Genomic DNA, 15,674 nt, shown 5'->3' with positions numbered 1-15,674 from the left:
GCAGCAATGATGCGCGAGCGCGGCCGGCGGCCGCATCAAGATCAACCCGGCCGAGTGTCGGCGAGTCGGACCGGACAAGACAGAGGGCCCCGCGGGGCCCTCTGATTCAACTCAAGCGCCCCTCAACGCTTGGACAAGCGCTGCCAGGTCTCGATGACGCTGTCCGGGTTCAACGACATCGAGACGATGCCCTCCTGCGCCAGCCAGTCCGCAAAGTCCGGATGGTCGCTGGGGCCCTGGCCGCAGATGCCGATGTACTTGCCGGTCGCGCGGCAGGCGGTGATAGCGCGGGAGATCAGGGCCTTCACCGCGGAATCGCGTTCGTCGAAGTCACCGGCCAGCAGCTCCAGACCGGAGTCGCGGTCCAGACCCAGGGTCAGTTGGGTGAGGTCATTCGAGCCGATGGACATGCCATCGAAGTGCTCCAGGAACTGCTCGGCCAGGATGGCGTTGCTGGGCACCTCGCACATCATGATCAGGCGCAGGCCGTCAGTGCCGCCGGCGGCGGCGCGCTTGAGGCCGCGCTCGGCCAGCATGGCGACCACCCGCTCGGCCTGGCGCACGGTACGCACGAAGGGCACCATGATCTCGACGTTGGTGAGACCCATGTCATTGCGCACGCGCTTCAGGGCCTCGCACTCCATGGCGAAGGCGTCGGAGAACTCGCCGCTGATGTAGCGCGAGGCGCCGCGGAAGCCCAGCATGGGGTTCTCTTCATCCGGCTCATAGCGTGAGCCACCGATCAGCTTGCGGTACTCATTGCTCTTGAAGTCGGAGAGGCGCACGATCACCGGGCGCGGGAAGAAGGCGGCGGCGATGGTGGCAATACCCTCGGCCAGCTTGTCCACGTAGAAGGCACGCGGCGAGGCGTGACCACGGGCCACCGACTCGACGGCCTTCTTCAGGTCGGCATCGATGTTCGGATAGTCCAGGATGGCCTTGGGGTGGACGCCGATATTGTTGTTGATGATGAACTCGAGGCGGGCCAGGCCCACGCCGCTGGAGGGCATCTGGGCGAAGTTGAAGGCCAGTTGCGGGTTGCCCACGTTCATCATGATTTTGACGGGGCAGTAGGGCATCTCGCCGCGGTGCACCTCGGTGATCTCGGTCTCGAGCAGGCCATCGTAGATGTGGCCGGTATCGCCTTCCGAGCAGGCCACGGTGACCAGCTGGCCGTCCTTGAGCTTTTCGGTGGCGTCGCCGCAGCCCACCACGGCCGGGATGCCCAGCTCGCGGGCGATGATGGCCGCGTGGCAGGTGCGGCCGCCGCGGTTGGTGACGATGGCACTGGCGCGCTTCATCACCGGCTCCCAGTTGGGGTCGGTCATGTCGGTAACCAGCACGTCGCCGGGCTGCACGCGCTCCATCTCGGAGATGTTGTGGACCAGGCGCACGGGGCCGGTGCCAATCTTCTGGCCGATGGCGCGCCCCTCGGCCAGCACCACGCTGTGGCCTTTGAGCTTGTAGCGGTGCTCAACCTGGCCGTCGGCCTGGCTCTTCACGGTCTCGGGGCGGGCCTGCAGGATGTAGAGCTTGCCGTCGATGCCGTCGCGGCCCCACTCGATGTCCATCGGGCGCTGGTAGTGCTGCTCGATGATCAGCGCGTACTTGGCCAGCTCGGTGACCTCGTCATCGTTCAGCGAGTAGCGGTTGCGCTGCTCGGGCGCGGTGTCCACGGTCTTGACCAGCTTCTTGGTCGCGGCCTTTTCCTCGGGCGTGCTGAACTCCATGCGGATCAGCTTGGAGCCCAGGTTGCGGCGGATGACGGCGAACTTGCCCTTGGCCAGCGCCGGCTTGTGCACGTAGAACTCGTCGGGGTTGACGGCGCCCTGCACGACGGTCTCACCCAGGCCGTAGCTGGAGGTGATGAAGACCACGTCCTTGAAGCCGGACTCGGTGTCGATGGTGAACATGACGCCGGCCGAGCCGAGGTCGGAGCGCACCATGCGCTGCACGCCGGCGGACAGGGCCACCTCGCTGTGCTCGAAGCCCTTGTGCACGCGGTAGCTGATGGCGCGATCGTTGTAGAGGGAGGCGAAGACCTCCTTCATCTTGTGCAGCACTTCCTCGATGCCATGCACGTTCAGGAAGGTCTCCTGCTGGCCGGCAAAGGAGGCGTCGGGCAGGTCCTCGGCGGTAGCGGAGGAGCGCACGGCGAAGGTCGCCTCGAGGTTGTCGGCCGTCAGCGCGGCAAAGGACGTGCGGATCGCCGCTTCCAGGTCCGCCGGGAAGGGCTGGGCCTCGACCCAGCCGCGGATCTCGGCACCGGCCTCGGCCAGGGCGCGAACGTCGTCGGTGTTGAGGTCGGCCAGGCGCTTCTGGATGCGCGCATCCAGGCCCTGGAACTTCAGAAACTCGCGGAAGGCATGGGCCGTGGTGGCAAAGCCGCCGGGCACGCGCACGCCGGAGGCGGCGAGCTGCGAGATCATTTCGCCGAGGCTGGCGTTCTTGCCGCCAACGACCTCGACGTCGCTCATTCTCAGATTCTCAAACGGGACGACCAGGGCGGCCGCATCGAAGCGAGAGGACATGGGAAAACTCCGTGATGTTGTGAAACCGGGGCTCCCACGCCGGGCGCAGCGGGCTCGCGGGTGGCGAGCGGCGCGTCCTTCGGCGCAGCACTGGCAGCGAACTTCACCCAGGGAAAGGCATGCGCGGCTCCACCATTTCTGAATTCTGCTTGGAGGAGGAACGGCGGCATGGCGCTAGGGTGTGGCATTTCCAGCGATCGAATGCGGCCGATTCTACGGGCATCAGCTTCTATGATGGAACACCACGAAACCAGGTTTGCCGGAGAAACAGGACATGCCCAATCGCACCGTGTATTTCGTCTCGGACGGCACCGGGATCACTGCAGAAACCTTCGGGAACTCGATCCTGGCGCAGTTCGGCGGCAAGCCGCGCCATGTGCGCCGCCCCTTCATCGACACGGCCGACAAGGCCAGACAGGTCGTTCGCGAGATCAATGACTTGTGCGATAGCGAAGGCCAGCGCGTCATCGTCTTCGCCACCCTGGTCAATACCGAGGTGCTGGAGGTGGTCCGCGCGCAGTGCAAGGGCCTGCTGCTGGACATGTTCGGCACCTTCATCGCGCCACTCGAGGAAGAGCTGCAGGTCAAGTCCAACCACCGGGTGGGCCGCTTCTCGGACGTGGCCAAGAGCCAGGAATATCACGACCGCATCGAGGCCATCAACTTCTCCCTGGCCCATGACGACGGGCAGTCGGCCAAGAACCTGGACACCGCCGATGTCATCCTCGTGGGTGTGAGCCGCTGCGGCAAGACGCCCACCTCGCTGTACCTGGCCATGCAGCACGGCATCAAGGCCGCCAACTACCCGCTGATCCCCGAGGACTTCGAGCGCGGCAAGCTGCCCTCCACGCTGAGCCCGCACAAGCGCAAGTGCTTCGGCCTGACCATCGACCCGGAACGCCTCTCCCAGATTCGCAATGAGCGCCGCCCGGGCAGCAAGTACGCCGACATCCTCAACTGCCGCTACGAGGTCAACGAGGCCGAGACCATGATGAAGCGCGAGGGCATTTCCTGGCTGTCCTCGACGCACAAGTCCATCGAGGAGATCGCGACGACCATCCTCCGGGACATTCGCCCGGACCGACTGATCTACTGATCGGCAAGACCCGCGTGATTCGTGGGAAGCAAGCTCCGAACTGACATGCACGCATCAGCAACAAGGAAGGGCCCGCTGCAACGCAGCCGTGCCGACGTGCGTGCCCCCCTGGCGTTTGTGCCTATCGAAGGACCGGGCGACCGGCCCGGTGTGCTCTGCAAGGGCGCGAGGCGCGTAGGGGAAGCTCAGAGCAATCGTTGGCGCGCGCTTTCGTAGAGGCAGATGCTGGCGGCGCTGCCCACGTTGAGCGACTCTTCGCCGCCGGGCTGGGGGATGCCCACGGTCAGCGTGCAGCGCCGCATCAGCTCGGGCTGCACGCCCTGCCCTTCGTGGCCCATGACCCAGGCGCAGGGGCTGGGCAGCTGCACACGATGGAGCGGCTCGTCGGCATGCGAGCTGGTGGCGATCAGGGGCAGCAGCAGGCGATCGAGGTCGGCCGGCTGCAGGCCCTCGACCAGGCGCAGTCCGAAGTGCGCGCCCATGCCGGCGCGCAGCACCTTCTGCGACCACAGGGCCGCCGTACCCTTGAGCGCGGCGATCTGGCGAAAGCCCATGGCAGCGGCGCTGCGAAGAATGGTGCCCACATTGCCGGCGTCCTGAAGGCGGTCCAGCACCACGGTGTCCACGCCCGGCTGCAGGACGGCGTCCGACGGCAGGGCCATCTCGAAGCCCATGCGGGCCGGGCTCTCCAGGCCGCTGAGGCCCTGGAACAGGGCCTCGCTGACCACCAGCACCAGCGGCGCGTGCTCGGCCAGCGCCAACAGCACGGGGTCCTGGCAGGCGCCCTCGGTGATCACGGCCATGGACGGCGTGCAGCCCCGCTGCAGGGCCGCCCGCGCGAGGTGGTCCCCCTCCAGCCAGACGCTGCCGAGCTTGCGATAGGCGCTGGCCTCCTGCGCCAGCTTGCGCAGACGCTGCAGCTTGGGGTTGTCGCGGGCGCTGATGTGCTGGAGCTGGGGCTTCATTCGAGGAGTGCTTTCACGGGGCCGAAGCTGCGGCGGTGCCAGGGGGTCAGGCCATGCTCGCGCAGGGCCTGCAGGTGCTCGGCGGTGGGATAGCCCTTGTGACCGGCGAAGCCGTATTCGGGATGGCTGGCATGCCATTGGCGGCACAGGCGGTCACGATGGACCTTGGCGAGGATGGACGCTGCCGAGATGGCCTTCACCTTGGCATCGCCCTTGACGATGGCCTCGGCGGGAATCTTGAGCGTGGGCAGGCGATTGCCGTCCACCAGCACCTTGGCGGGCTTCAGGCGCAGGCCCTCGACGGCACGGCGCATGGCCAGCATCGTTGCCTGCAGGATGTTGAGCTCGTCGATTTCCTCGACGCTGGCCTCGGCGATGCAGCAGCACAGGGCCTTGGCACGGATCTCGTCGAAGAGCTGCTCGCGGCGCTTCTCGCTGAGCACCTTGGAATCGGCCAGGCCGGCGATGGGATGTTCGTCATCCAGGATGACGGCCGCGGCCACCACCGGGCCGGCCAGCGGGCCACGGCCGGCCTCGTCCACGCCGGCCGTCAGGCCCGGCGTGTCCCACAGCAGGCCCAGCTGGTGCGGGGGCTCAGGACGCGAGGACTTGCGCGATGGCATCGGCCGCCCGCTGCGCGGTGTTGCAGCGCAGGGTCTCGTGTTGCTGGTGGAAGGTCTTGACCGCCGCCTCGCGGCGCGGCGCATCGTCCAGCCAGGCCAGGCCTTCGCGGGCCAGCGCCTCTGGCGTGCAGTCGTCCTGAAGCAGCTCGGGCACGACGAAGCGCCCGGCCAGCACATTGGGCAGGCCCACCCAGGGTTGCAGGCGCTTGCCCTTGATGCGCCACCAGTTCAGCGCATGCAGGCGGTATGCGATCACCATGGGGCGCTTGAAGAGCGCAGCCTCCAGCGTGGCCGTGCCGCTGGCCACCAGCGTGATGTCGCAGGCGGCCAGCGCCTCGTGCGACTGGCCGTCAAGCAGCTGCAGGTCCAGCCCTGCGGCGTGCTTGCGGACCAGAGGCCGAACCAGGTCCTGCAGTCCGGGCACCACCGGCATCACGAAGCGAAGCTCCGGCCGGACCCGGCTCATCAGCACGGCCGCCTGCAGCAAGGGCTCGGCGATGTAGCGGATCTCGCTCTTGCGGCTGCCCGGCAGCAGGGCCACGACCGCGTCCCCCTCGTCCAGCCCCAGCCTGGCACGAGCAGCGGACTGGGGCGGCTCCAGGGGAATGACGTCCGCCAGCGGATGGCCCACATAGCTGGCCGCGATGCCGGCCTCGGCCAGCAGCGCCGGCTCGAAGGGAAAGAGGCACAGCACATGGTCCGTCGATGCGCGGATCTTGTTCACGCGCTCGGCGCGCCAGGCCCAGATCGAGGGGCAGACGAAATGGATGCTCTTGATGCCCGCGGCCTTGAGCTTCGCTTCCAGCGCGAAGTTGAAGTCGGGGGCATCGATGCCGATGAAGGCGCGCGGCGGATCCGCCAGCAGGCGCTCGCCCAGGGCCTTGCGGATCCCGAGGATCTCGCGCAGATGCAGCAGTGCATCGACATAGCCAAAGACCGAGAGCTTGTGATGCGGCCACCAGGCCTCGAAGCCCTGCGCGGCCATGCGCGGGCCACCAATGCCAGCCGCCTGCAGGCCCGGCCAGCGCTCGCGCAGGCCCGCCAGCAGCAGGCCACCGAGCAGGTCGCCGGAGGCCTCGCCGGCCACCAGGCTGAGGCGGGGCGCGGCCTCAAGCATGGTCAGCGAATGATGCCGCGCGTGGCGGTGTTGAGGAAGTCCAGCATCAGCTGGATGGTCTCGCGGGCCTCGCCCTGCTCGCCCTGCAGCGCCATCATCTCCATCTTGGCCTGATCGACCGTCAGGCCGCGGCGGTAGAGGATGCGGTACATCTGCTTGACGGCATGCAGCTGCTCGGGCGTGAAGCCGCGGCGCTTGAGGCCTTCGAGGTTGAAGCTTCGGGCCTCGGCCGTGTTGCCAGCGGCCATGATGAAGGGCGGCAGATCCTGGAAGAGGATGGAGCCCATGCCCGTCATGCTGTGCGCGCCGATGTGCACGAACTGGTGCACGACCGTGAAGCCGCCCAGGATGGCCCAGTCACCCACATGCACATGGCCAGCCAGCTGCGCGTTGTTGGCGAAGATGGTCCTGCTGCCCACCACGCAGTCATGGGCCAGGTGGACGTAGGCCATGATCCAGTTGTCGTCGCCCACGCGGGTGATGCCCGCGTCCTGTGAGGTGCCGCGATTGAAGGTGCAGAACTCGCGCACCACGTTGCGGTCACCCACGATCAACTGGGTGGGTTCGCCAGCGTACTTCTTGTCCTGCGGCGCAGCGCCGATGGAGCTGAACTGGAAGAACTGGTTGTCGCGGCCAATGGTGGTCGGCCCTTCCAGCACGCAGTGCGGGCCGATGCGCGTCCCGGCGTCGATCTTCACGCCGGCCCCGATGAGGGTGTAGGCACCGACCTCGACCGAGCTGTCCAGCTCGGCCTTGGGGTCCACGATGGCGGTGGGATGGATCTTGCTCATCGACTGCGTTCCAGAGTCCGGGGATGGCGGTTGAAGGGCGAGTGCGAAGGCCTTAGGCCTCGATGCGGCGCATGGTGCACATCAACTCGGCCTCGCAGGCGACGTCATCGCCCACGTAGACCTTGCCGGTGTACTTGAAGATGGAGGCCTTGGCGCGGTCCAGGGTCACGTCCAGCACCAGTTGGTCACCGGGCTCCACGGGGCGCTTGAAGCGGGCGCCGTCGATGCCGGCGAAGTAGCAGACGGTCTTGTCGTCCAGTTCGGTGTCCAGACTCACCAGTGTCAGCACGGTGGCGGCCTGGGCCATGGCTTCCAGCATCAGCACGCCGGGCATCACCGGGCGGTGCGGGAAGTGGCCCATGAAATGGGGCTCGTTGATGGACACATTCTTCAGCGCACGGATGCGCTTGCCCTTCTCGATCTCCAGCACGCGATCCACCAGCAGGATGGGATAGCGGTGGGGGATCTTGGCCAGGATCTGGTGGATGTCCATCTTGGTGTCGGTCGCGGTCGTCATTCTTTTCTCTCTAGGGCGCGCAAACGGTCGCGCATGGCATGCAACTGTCTCAGGGTTGCTGCATTCTTTTCCCAGCTGGCATTGTCGTCGAAGGGGAAGACGCCGCTGTACTGGCCGGGCTTGGTGATGGTGCGGGTGACCACGGTGGCGGCGGACACATGGACGTGATCCGCAAGGCTCAGGTGCCCCAGCACGATGGCCCCGCCGCCCACGGTGCAGTGGGCGCCGATGCGCGCGCTGCCTGCCACGCCGGCGCAGCCGGCCATGGCCGTGTGGGCGCCCACGTGCACGTTGTGGCCGATCTGGACGAGGTTGTCGAGCTTGACGCCCTCCTCCAGGACCGTATCGCCCAAGGCGCCGCGATCGATGCAGCTGTTGGCACCGATCTCGACGTGGTCGCCGATGCGCACGGCACCGAGCTGCTCGATCTTCTCCCAGCGCCCCTGGCTCAGTGCGAAGCCGAAACCGTCTGCACCGACCACCACGCCGCTGTGCAGGATGCAGTGCGCGCCGACCTCGCAGTCGAACCCCACCGTCACGCGCGGCGCCAGGCGACTGCCAGCGCCAATGCGGGCACGGGCTTCGATCACGCAGTGGGCGCCGATGCGGGCGCCCTCACCGATCACGGCGCCGGGCTCGATCACGGCCAGGGGTCCGATGTCCACGCCATGCCCCAGCTGCGCGTCGTCGGCGATCACCGCGGAGGGATGGATGCGGGCCGGTGGCAGCGGGCGCACCTGGCGGGCCCACCACTGGGTGAGCCGGGCAAAGTAGAGGTAGGGATCCGGCGTGACGATCACCGCGGCCCCCGGGCGGCGCTGGGCCGCGGCTTCGGCCAGGGCGGGCGCCACGATCACGCAGGCGGCCTGCGTGGTCTTGAGTTGGGACTGGTAGCGCACATTCGCCAGGAAGGCGATGGACTGCGCGTCCGCCGACTCCAGGGCCGCGATACGGCGGATTGGCGTTTCGGGCGCACCAAGAAGATCGCCGCCCAAGGCGGCGATCAGGTCAGCCAGGGTGACGGCGGCGTCCAATCACTTCTGGGCGTTGAGCGCATCGATCACCTTCTTGGTGATGTCCACGCGGTTGCTGACGAAGCTGGCGTCCTGCAGGATCAGGTCGTATTTCTCGCTGTCGAAGATCTGCTTGACGATGCGGTTGGTGCGCTCGATCAGGGTCTGCAGCTCTTCACCGCGGCGCTGCTGCAGGTCTTCGGAGTACTCGCGCTTCTTGCGCTGCAGATCGCGCTCCTGCTCGGCCAGGTCACGCTGGCGGCGGCTGCGGTCGGCTTCGGCGAGCAGGGTGGAGTCCTTGTCGAACTTCTCGGCCGCCTGGCGCAGTTTCTGCTCGGCGTCCTTGATGTCCTTCTCGCGACGGCTGAATTCCGTTTCCAGCTTGGTCTGTGCGGCCTTGGCGAAATTGCTCTCACGCGTGACGCGCTCGAGGTTCACGTAGCCGATCTTGAGTTCCTGGGCTTGCAAGGTCATCACCGGCGCGGCCACCAGGGCCAGGGCGCACAGCGACTTCATCAAGGTGCTCTTCATCAGAATGCAGTCCCGACTTGGAATTGGAATTTCTCGATTCTATCCCCGCGGCTCTTGACAAGCGGCTTGCCCATGCTCAGCTTGAGCGGCCCCATCGGGGACAGCCAGCTGATGCCAATGCCTGCCGACATGCGGATCAGGTTGAGATCCTTTTTCTTGTCCTCAGGCAGATCGGACCGGGAAACGGCAGTGTTCCACACATTGCCGGCATCCACGAAGGTGAACAGGCGGAAGGACTTGTCATTGCCTGCACCAGGAACGGGCAGGTAGAGCTCGGCGTTGACATTGGCGCGAAGGTTGCCGCCGATGTAGGCACCCGTGAGGTCCACAGGCCCCAGCGAGTTGGACTCAAACACCCGAACAGAGCCCAGCCCACCCGCAAAGTAGTTCTTAAAGACCGGGTAGGGGCGCCCACCCAGACCCGTGCCCCAATCCAGCTGCGCATTGAACATCCAACTGAACTTGTTGGTGATGGGGAAGAACTGCTGCCACTGCAGGCTGGCACGCGCATAGCGGGCGTCACCCAGGGCGCTCAACTCCAGGTTGACGCGCTGGTACTTGCCGGCGGTGGGCGAGATGATGCTGTCGCGCTGCTCGTTCTGCCAGCCGATGGTGAAGGGCACGCCCGTGCTGCGGTTGCCAAACTCACGCACGTACTCTCTGTACATGTTCGGAAGGCCACCTGAGTTCGAGATATTGGTCTGCTCGACTCCGATGCCAAAGAAGACCGTATCCAACTCGGAAAACGGAACGCCAAAGCGCAACGATCCTCCATAGCTGGCGAACTCATAGGTTTCGCCGAAGCTGTTGAAGGGCTTGTTGGTCCGGTAGTACACATCCACACCGCGAGACACGCCATCCACGGTGAAGTAAGGATCCACGGTGGAGACGGACAGCGCGCGACCGGTCTTGGCGGTGTTCACCTCCAGGCCGAGGTAGTTGCCGGAACCGAAGACGTTGTCCTGGCGGATGGAGCCGGTGAAGGACACGCCCTGCTGGCTGCTGTAGCCGGCGCCCACCATGATGTTGCCGGTAGGCCGCTCGGTCACGGCCAGGGTGACGTCCACCTGGTCGGGCGCGCCCGGCACCTCGCTGGTGTCGATGGTGACGTCCTTGAAGTAGCCCAGGCGCTCCACGCGGTCGCGCGAGAACTTGATGCGTGCGCCGTCGTACCAGGCGCCTTCGAACTGGCGGAACTCGCGGCGGATGACCTCGTCACGGGTGCGCGTGTTGCCGGACACCAGCATGCGGCGGACGTAGACGCGGCGGCCGGGATCGACCACCAGGGCCACCACCACCTGGCCGGTGGTTTTGTCGATCTCGGGGCGGCTTTCCACGCGGGCGAAGGCGTAGCCGAAGGTGCCGAGGTAGTCGGTGAAGGCGCGCTTGGTCGCGGTGACGGATTCGTCCTTGTAGGCCTGGCCCGGCTTGATGCCCACCAGGCGCTTGAACTCCTCGTCGCGGCCCAGCAGCTCGCCTTCCAGCTTCACTGCCGTCACGGTGTAGGGCTGGCCTTCCTTGACGGTAATGGCGATGTTGATGCTCTGCTTGTCCGGCGAGATCGTGACCTGGGTGGACTCGATCGCGAACTCCAGGTAGCCGCGGTTCAGGTAGTAGGAGCGCAGGGTTTCCAGGTCGGCGTTGAGCTTGGTGCGCGAGTAGCGGTCGCTCTTGGTGTACCAGGTCAACCAGCCGGTGGTCGTCTGTTCCAGCAGGCCCAGCAGGGTGCTCTCGGAGAAGACCTTGGAGCCCAGGATGCGGATGTCACCGATCTTGGCCGGGTCGCCTTCCGCCACGGTGAAGGCCACGTTGACGCGGTTGCGCTCCAGCGGCGTGATGGTGGTGGTGACCTCGGCGCCATAGAGGCTGCGGGTCAGGTACTGGCGCTTGAGCTCCTGCTCGGCGCGGTCGGCCAGCGCCTTGTCGAAGGGCTTGCCTTCGCCGATGCCGATGTCCTTCAACGACTTGGTCAGGGCCTCGGTGTCGAATTCCTTGAGACCGACGAAGCTGACGGCGGCGATCACCGGGCGCTCGTCGATCACCACCACCAGCACGTCGCCGTCGATGTTGATGCGAACGTCCTTGAACAGACCGGTGGCGAACAGGGCCCGCAGTGCGGCCGCGCCCTTTTCATCGTTGTAGGTGTCCCCCACGCGGAAGGGCAGGCTCGCGAAGACGGTGCCGGGGTCGGTGCGCTGCACGCCCTCGACCCGGATGTCCTTGAGCACAAAGGGATCGACAGCCCACGCATTGCCCGCCTGCAGTGCGGCAGCGAGCGCGAGGGACAGGACGGAGGGGCGAATGCGCGCGCGCTGGGTCAGGTGTGGAGACATGCAGGTGAGAGATCAGTGCAGACCCAGCTTGCGGGTCACGTCGTTGGAAAGGGCCAGAGCCATCATCAGCAGCATCAGGAAGAAACCGGCGCGCTGCAGCCGCTCCAGCCACCACTCGGACACGGGGCGGCCGCTCAGACCCTCGAAAAGATAATACATCAGGTGCCCCCCATCGAGCATGGGCAGCGGCAGCAGGTTCAGGACGCCTAAGCCGACGCTAAGCATAGCCAGCAGGCTCAGGTACTGGTGCAGGCCCACGCGGGCGGCCTGCCCGGCGGCATCGGCAATGGTGATGGGGCCGCTCAGGTTCTTCAGCGAGGCCTGCCCGATCAGCATGCGGCCGAAGATCTTGAGCGTCATCCAGGACTGCTCCCAGGTCTTGCGAACGCCGATGAACAGCGCCTCGTCCAGAGGATGGCTCACCAGCACGGTCTGCGGCGCCGAGCCCACCAGGGCCTGGATGCGGCCGATGCGGACCGCGCCCTCCTCCACGACGGCCGGCGTGACCGTCAGGGACAAGACCTGACCCCGGCGCTCGATCCGCCACTGCTGTGCGCGAGCGTCCGGGGCCTGCGCATGCGCGCGGATGCTGCCGATCAGCTGGGCCGCATCGGCCACCATGCGCCCATCCACATCGAGCACGCGGTCCCCCGCCTGCAGGCCAGCCTGCGCGGCAGCCCCCCCAGGGGCGACCTCGCCGATCACGGGTTCGCGCAGGGGGCCACCGAGACCCAGCCGCGTCATGGCCGCCAGGTCCGGCTCTCGCGTGCCCAGCTCGGCCATGTCCAGGCGTACCTCGCGCCGACCGTGACCGCCGGCATCGGCCAGCTGCAGGCTCAGCACAGACTGCTCGGTGATGGCCTCGATCACCGGCCACTGGAGCTCCGCCGCGGAGGCGATGTCCTGCCAGGAGCGCCCATCCAGGGCGATTGCCATCACGCGGTCACCGGCCCGCATGCCGGCTCGCTCGGCCAGACCACCGGGCTTGGGCGTGCCCAGCAAGGCCAGCGGCTCCTGCTGGCCCATCCAGGCCAGGCTGGTAAAGAGCACGATTGCCAGCAGGAAATTGGCCACCGGGCCGGCGGCGACGATGGCCACCCGCTGCCGCAGGGGCTTGAGGTTGAAAGCCTGGCCGCGCTGCTCGACGGGCACCGGGCCCTCGCGCTCGTCCAGCATGCGCACATAGCCGCCCAGAGGCAGTGCGGACAGCGTGAATTCGGTCGATTCGGCCGTGCGCTGGCGCCGCCAGATCACCCGGCCGAAGCCCAGCGAGAAGCGCAGCACCTTGACGCCGCAGGCCCGCGCGACACTGAAGTGGCCGTACTCGTGCACGAGGATCAGCACCCCCAACGCGACGACAAAGGCCACCACTTCCAGCAGCATCAGGCCCTCAGCTTTTCGATGCGGTCCTGTGCGGCCCGGCGTGCCTGCGCATCCAGGGCCAACAGCCCCTCCAGCGTCTGGCACTGACCGGCCTGCGGATGCACCGTCTCAAGCACCTCTGCATTGAGGGCATGGATCTGGTCGAAGCGCAGGCGGCGTTCCAGGAAGGCCGCCACGGCCTCCTCGTTGGCGGCGTTGAGCACAGCCGTCGCGCCCTCCTCGGCGCGCAAGGCTTGCCAGGAAAGGTGCAGGCCGGGGAAGCGCCGCTCGTCCGCCTCCTCGAAACTGAGGCCCGTGCCGGCCAGCAGGTCCAGGCGCGAAGCACCGGACTCGATGCGCGCCGGGAAGGACAGCGCATAGGCGATGGGCACGCGCATGTCCGCCGTCCCCAGTTGGGCCAGCACGGAGTTGTCGCGGCAGACCACCATGGAGTGAATAATGCTTTGCGGGTGGATCAGCACGCGGATCTGTTCGGGCTTGAGATTGAACAGCCAGCGCGCCTCGATGACCTCCAGCGCCTTGTTCATCATGGTCGCGGAGTCCACCGAGATCTTGCGACCCATCACCCAGTTGGGATGGGCGCAGGCCTGCTCGGGTGTGACATCGGCCAGGGTGGCCGGGTCGCGCTGGCGGAACGGGCCGCCGGAGGCCGTCAGCACGATGTGGTCGATGCGCTGGGCCCAGGTGGAGCGGTCCTCGGGCAGGCACTGGAAGATGGCGGAGTGCTCGGAATCCACCGGCAACAGGGTCGCACCGCCCTGCTCCACCGCCTGCATGAACAGCGCACCGCCAACGACGATGGCTTCCTTGTTGGCCAGCAGCAGGCGCTTGCCGGCGCGCGCGGCGGCCAGGCAGGGTGCCAGGCCGGCGGCACCCACGATGGCTGCCATCACCGCATCCACCTCAGGGTGGGCGGCGACCTCGCTGAGCGCCTGCGCGCCGCTGAGCACCTCGGTGCGGCTGCCCTTCTCGCGCAGCAGGCGACGCAGCTCCAGCGCCGCGACCTCCTCCGGCATCACGGCAAATCGGGGGCGCCACTGCAGGCACTGAGCCAGCAGGGTATCCACGCGGCTCATGGCGCTGAGGGCGAAAACCTCGTACTGCTCGGGGTGGCGCGCCAGCACGTCCAGCGTGTTGGTGCCGATGGAACCGGTCGAACCCAGCACGCAGACGCGCTGACGGCGGGAAGTGTTCATGCGACGAGAGAGTTCAGGGCCAGGGCCAGCGGGAACACCGGCAGCAAGGCGTCAACACGGTCCAACACGCCGCCATGGCCGGGCAGCAGCTGGCTGCTGTCCTTGGCACCCACGGCACGCTTGATGAGGGATTCGAAGAGGTCGCCGATCACGCTCATGGCGGACAGGAAGACCAGGGCCAGCAGGCCCAGGGGCAGGCCCAGGCCCGTCAACAGGCGGGCATAGAGGCTGGGGCCGTCGATGGCCACACGCGGCTCCAGGGCGAAAGTCCAGGCCAGGCCCAGCAGCAGAACGGCCGCCACGCCGGTCCAGACGCCTTCCCAGCTCTTGCCAGGGCTGATAGCCGGGGCCAGCTTGCGCCGGCCCATGGTGCGGCCGCCGAAGTAGGCGAAGACATCGGCCACCCACACCAGGCAGAAGACCGAGAGGATGAAGTTCAGGCCCAGGCCGCGCGCCGTCGCGATGGCCGCCCAGGCCGCCCACAGCAGCACGAAGCCCAGCACCACGCGCGCCCCCAGCGGCAGGCGCGGCCAACCCGAGGGCCCCAGGCGCAGGGCCTGCGACGAGCCCAGGACCCAGGCGCCGCCCACGCCCCACCACAGGCCAGCGGGCAATGCGGCAAGACCTGGCCCCAACAGGGTGAACAGGCACAGGCCCGCCAGCGCCAGCCCCATCAGCAGCGAGGCCGGCTGTCCCAAACCGTTGAGGCGCCCCCATTCCCAGCCGCCGGCGGCGATCAGGACCAGGGTCACGGCCGCGAAGGGCCAGGGCGAGCCGGCGAACAGCGCCGGCAGCAGGATGGCCAGCAGCACGACAGCCGTGATGATGCGGGTTCCAAGCACTCAGGCCTCCAGGGCGGCGTCCGCCTTCACGCCGCCGAATCGACGGTCCCGTTCACGGAAGGCTGCAATGGCGGCATCCAGTTGGGCCTCGCCGAAGTCCGGCCACAGACAGTCCGAGAACACGAATTCGCTGTACGCCGCCTGCCACAGCAGGAAGTTGCTGATGCGGACCTCGCCACCGGTGCGGATGAAGAGGTCCGGGTCCGGGGCATAGCTCATGGCCATGAACTCTGCCAGCTTGGCTTCGCTCAGTTCCTCGGGCTTCACTCCCGCCTGCATGGCGGCACGCGCAGCCTGCACGATGTCCCAACGGCCACCGTAGTTAAAGGCCACATTAAGCGTCAGCTTGCAGTTGTGCCGGGTGGAGGACTCGGCCTCGTTCCAGGCATTGCGCAGCTTCTCGGAGACCGCATCCCGGTCACCCACGATGCGGATGCGCACGCCCATGGCTCCCATGCGGGCCAGGTAGCGAGACACCGCCGCCAGCACCAGGCCCATCAGGCCGGAGACTTCATCGGAGGGGCGCTTCCAGTTCTCGCTGGAGAAGGCGAACACCGTGAGGTGCTCGATGTTGCGATCGATGCAGGCCTGGACGATGCGCACCAGCGCGTCCACACCCTGCTTGTGGCCGAAGAAGCGCGGGAGGAAGCGCTTCTTCGCCCAGCGGCCGTTGCCATCCATGACGATGGCCACATGGCGGGGAACCGCCTTGCTCTGATCCGTCACGACGCGTACG

14 protein-coding genes are annotated in these 15,674 nt (G+C 67.1%); 1 reads left to right on the top strand and 13 read right to left on the bottom strand.

Going from position 1 to position 15,674, the window contains the following annotated elements:
- Positions 1–122: 122 nt before the first annotated feature.
- Positions 123–2,531, bottom strand: coding sequence for a phosphoenolpyruvate synthase (gene ppsA / locus H5407_RS01785; RefSeq protein WP_183102703.1), 2,409 nt, complete (start codon positions 2,529–2,531; stop codon positions 123–125).
- A gap of 274 nt (positions 2,532–2,805) precedes the next feature.
- Between ppsA and H5407_RS01780 the strand changes: the two genes are divergently transcribed.
- Positions 2,806–3,627, top strand: coding sequence for a pyruvate, water dikinase regulatory protein (locus H5407_RS01780; RefSeq protein WP_183102702.1), 822 nt, complete (start codon positions 2,806–2,808; stop codon positions 3,625–3,627).
- A gap of 185 nt (positions 3,628–3,812) precedes the next feature.
- Here the strand turns inward: H5407_RS01780 and H5407_RS01775 are convergent, their stop codons facing one another.
- The 12 genes from H5407_RS01775 to uppS are packed head-to-tail and all read right to left on the bottom strand — an operon-like array spanning position 3,813 to position 15,664.
- A complete protein-coding gene (locus H5407_RS01775) occupies positions 3,813–4,592 on the bottom strand; it encodes an RNA methyltransferase (RefSeq protein ID WP_183102701.1) in 780 nt (259 codons plus the stop codon).
- Positions 4,589–5,215 (bottom strand): ribonuclease HII, encoded by a 627-nt coding sequence (rnhB, locus tag H5407_RS01770; protein ID WP_183102700.1) that lies wholly within the window; start codon positions 5,213–5,215, stop codon positions 4,589–4,591. Before rnhB ends, H5407_RS01775 begins: the two co-directional genes overlap by 4 nt.
- Positions 5,187–6,332: a lipid-A-disaccharide synthase gene (gene lpxB / locus H5407_RS01765; RefSeq protein WP_183102699.1), complete on the bottom strand. Its 1,146-nt coding sequence runs from the start codon at positions 6,330–6,332 to the stop codon at positions 5,187–5,189. The genes rnhB and lpxB overlap by 29 nt, the downstream gene beginning before the upstream one ends.
- Before the next feature lie 2 nt (positions 6,333–6,334).
- On the bottom strand, positions 6,335–7,123 hold the full coding sequence (gene lpxA / locus H5407_RS01760) for an acyl-ACP--UDP-N-acetylglucosamine O-acyltransferase (RefSeq protein WP_183102698.1): 789 nt from the start codon (positions 7,121–7,123) through the stop codon (positions 6,335–6,337).
- 52 nt (positions 7,124–7,175) lie between these two features.
- Positions 7,176–7,640 (bottom strand): 3-hydroxyacyl-ACP dehydratase FabZ, encoded by a 465-nt coding sequence (gene fabZ, locus H5407_RS01755; protein ID WP_255501014.1) that lies wholly within the window; start codon positions 7,638–7,640, stop codon positions 7,176–7,178.
- The gene (lpxD, locus tag H5407_RS01750) at positions 7,637–8,674 is read right to left on the bottom strand and encodes a UDP-3-O-(3-hydroxymyristoyl)glucosamine N-acyltransferase (RefSeq protein WP_183102697.1); all 1,038 of its coding nucleotides are present in this window, start codon (positions 8,672–8,674) and stop codon (positions 7,637–7,639) included. The genes fabZ and lpxD overlap by 4 nt, the downstream gene beginning before the upstream one ends.
- Positions 8,675–9,184: an OmpH family outer membrane protein gene (locus H5407_RS01745; protein WP_183102696.1), complete on the bottom strand. Its 510-nt coding sequence runs from the start codon at positions 9,182–9,184 to the stop codon at positions 8,675–8,677.
- Positions 9,184–11,517, bottom strand: a complete 2,334-nt coding sequence (gene bamA / locus H5407_RS01740; protein WP_183102695.1) for an outer membrane protein assembly factor BamA — start codon at positions 11,515–11,517, stop codon at positions 9,184–9,186. The genes H5407_RS01745 and bamA overlap by 1 nt, the downstream gene beginning before the upstream one ends.
- A 12-nt stretch (positions 11,518–11,529) precedes the next feature.
- Positions 11,530–12,900, bottom strand: a complete 1,371-nt coding sequence (gene rseP / locus H5407_RS01735) for an RIP metalloprotease RseP (protein WP_183102694.1) — start codon at positions 12,898–12,900, stop codon at positions 11,530–11,532.
- Positions 12,900–14,096: a 1-deoxy-D-xylulose-5-phosphate reductoisomerase gene (gene ispC, locus H5407_RS01730; protein ID WP_183102693.1), complete on the bottom strand. Its 1,197-nt coding sequence runs from the start codon at positions 14,094–14,096 to the stop codon at positions 12,900–12,902. The genes rseP and ispC overlap by 1 nt, the downstream gene beginning before the upstream one ends.
- Positions 14,093–14,938 (bottom strand): phosphatidate cytidylyltransferase, encoded by an 846-nt coding sequence (locus tag H5407_RS01725; RefSeq protein ID WP_183102692.1) that lies wholly within the window; start codon positions 14,936–14,938, stop codon positions 14,093–14,095. The genes ispC and H5407_RS01725 overlap by 4 nt, the downstream gene beginning before the upstream one ends.
- Positions 14,939–15,664, bottom strand: a complete 726-nt coding sequence (uppS, locus tag H5407_RS01720; RefSeq protein WP_183102691.1) for a polyprenyl diphosphate synthase — start codon at positions 15,662–15,664, stop codon at positions 14,939–14,941.
- Between the last annotated feature and the right edge of the window lie 10 nt (positions 15,665–15,674).

Origin of the sequence: Mitsuaria sp. WAJ17 (assembly GCF_014174515.1) — a bacterium.
In the GTDB taxonomy this organism is placed as follows: Bacteria; Pseudomonadota; Gammaproteobacteria; order Burkholderiales; family Burkholderiaceae_C; genus Roseateles_B.
This window is presented reverse-complemented; position numbering and strand designations above follow the sequence as displayed.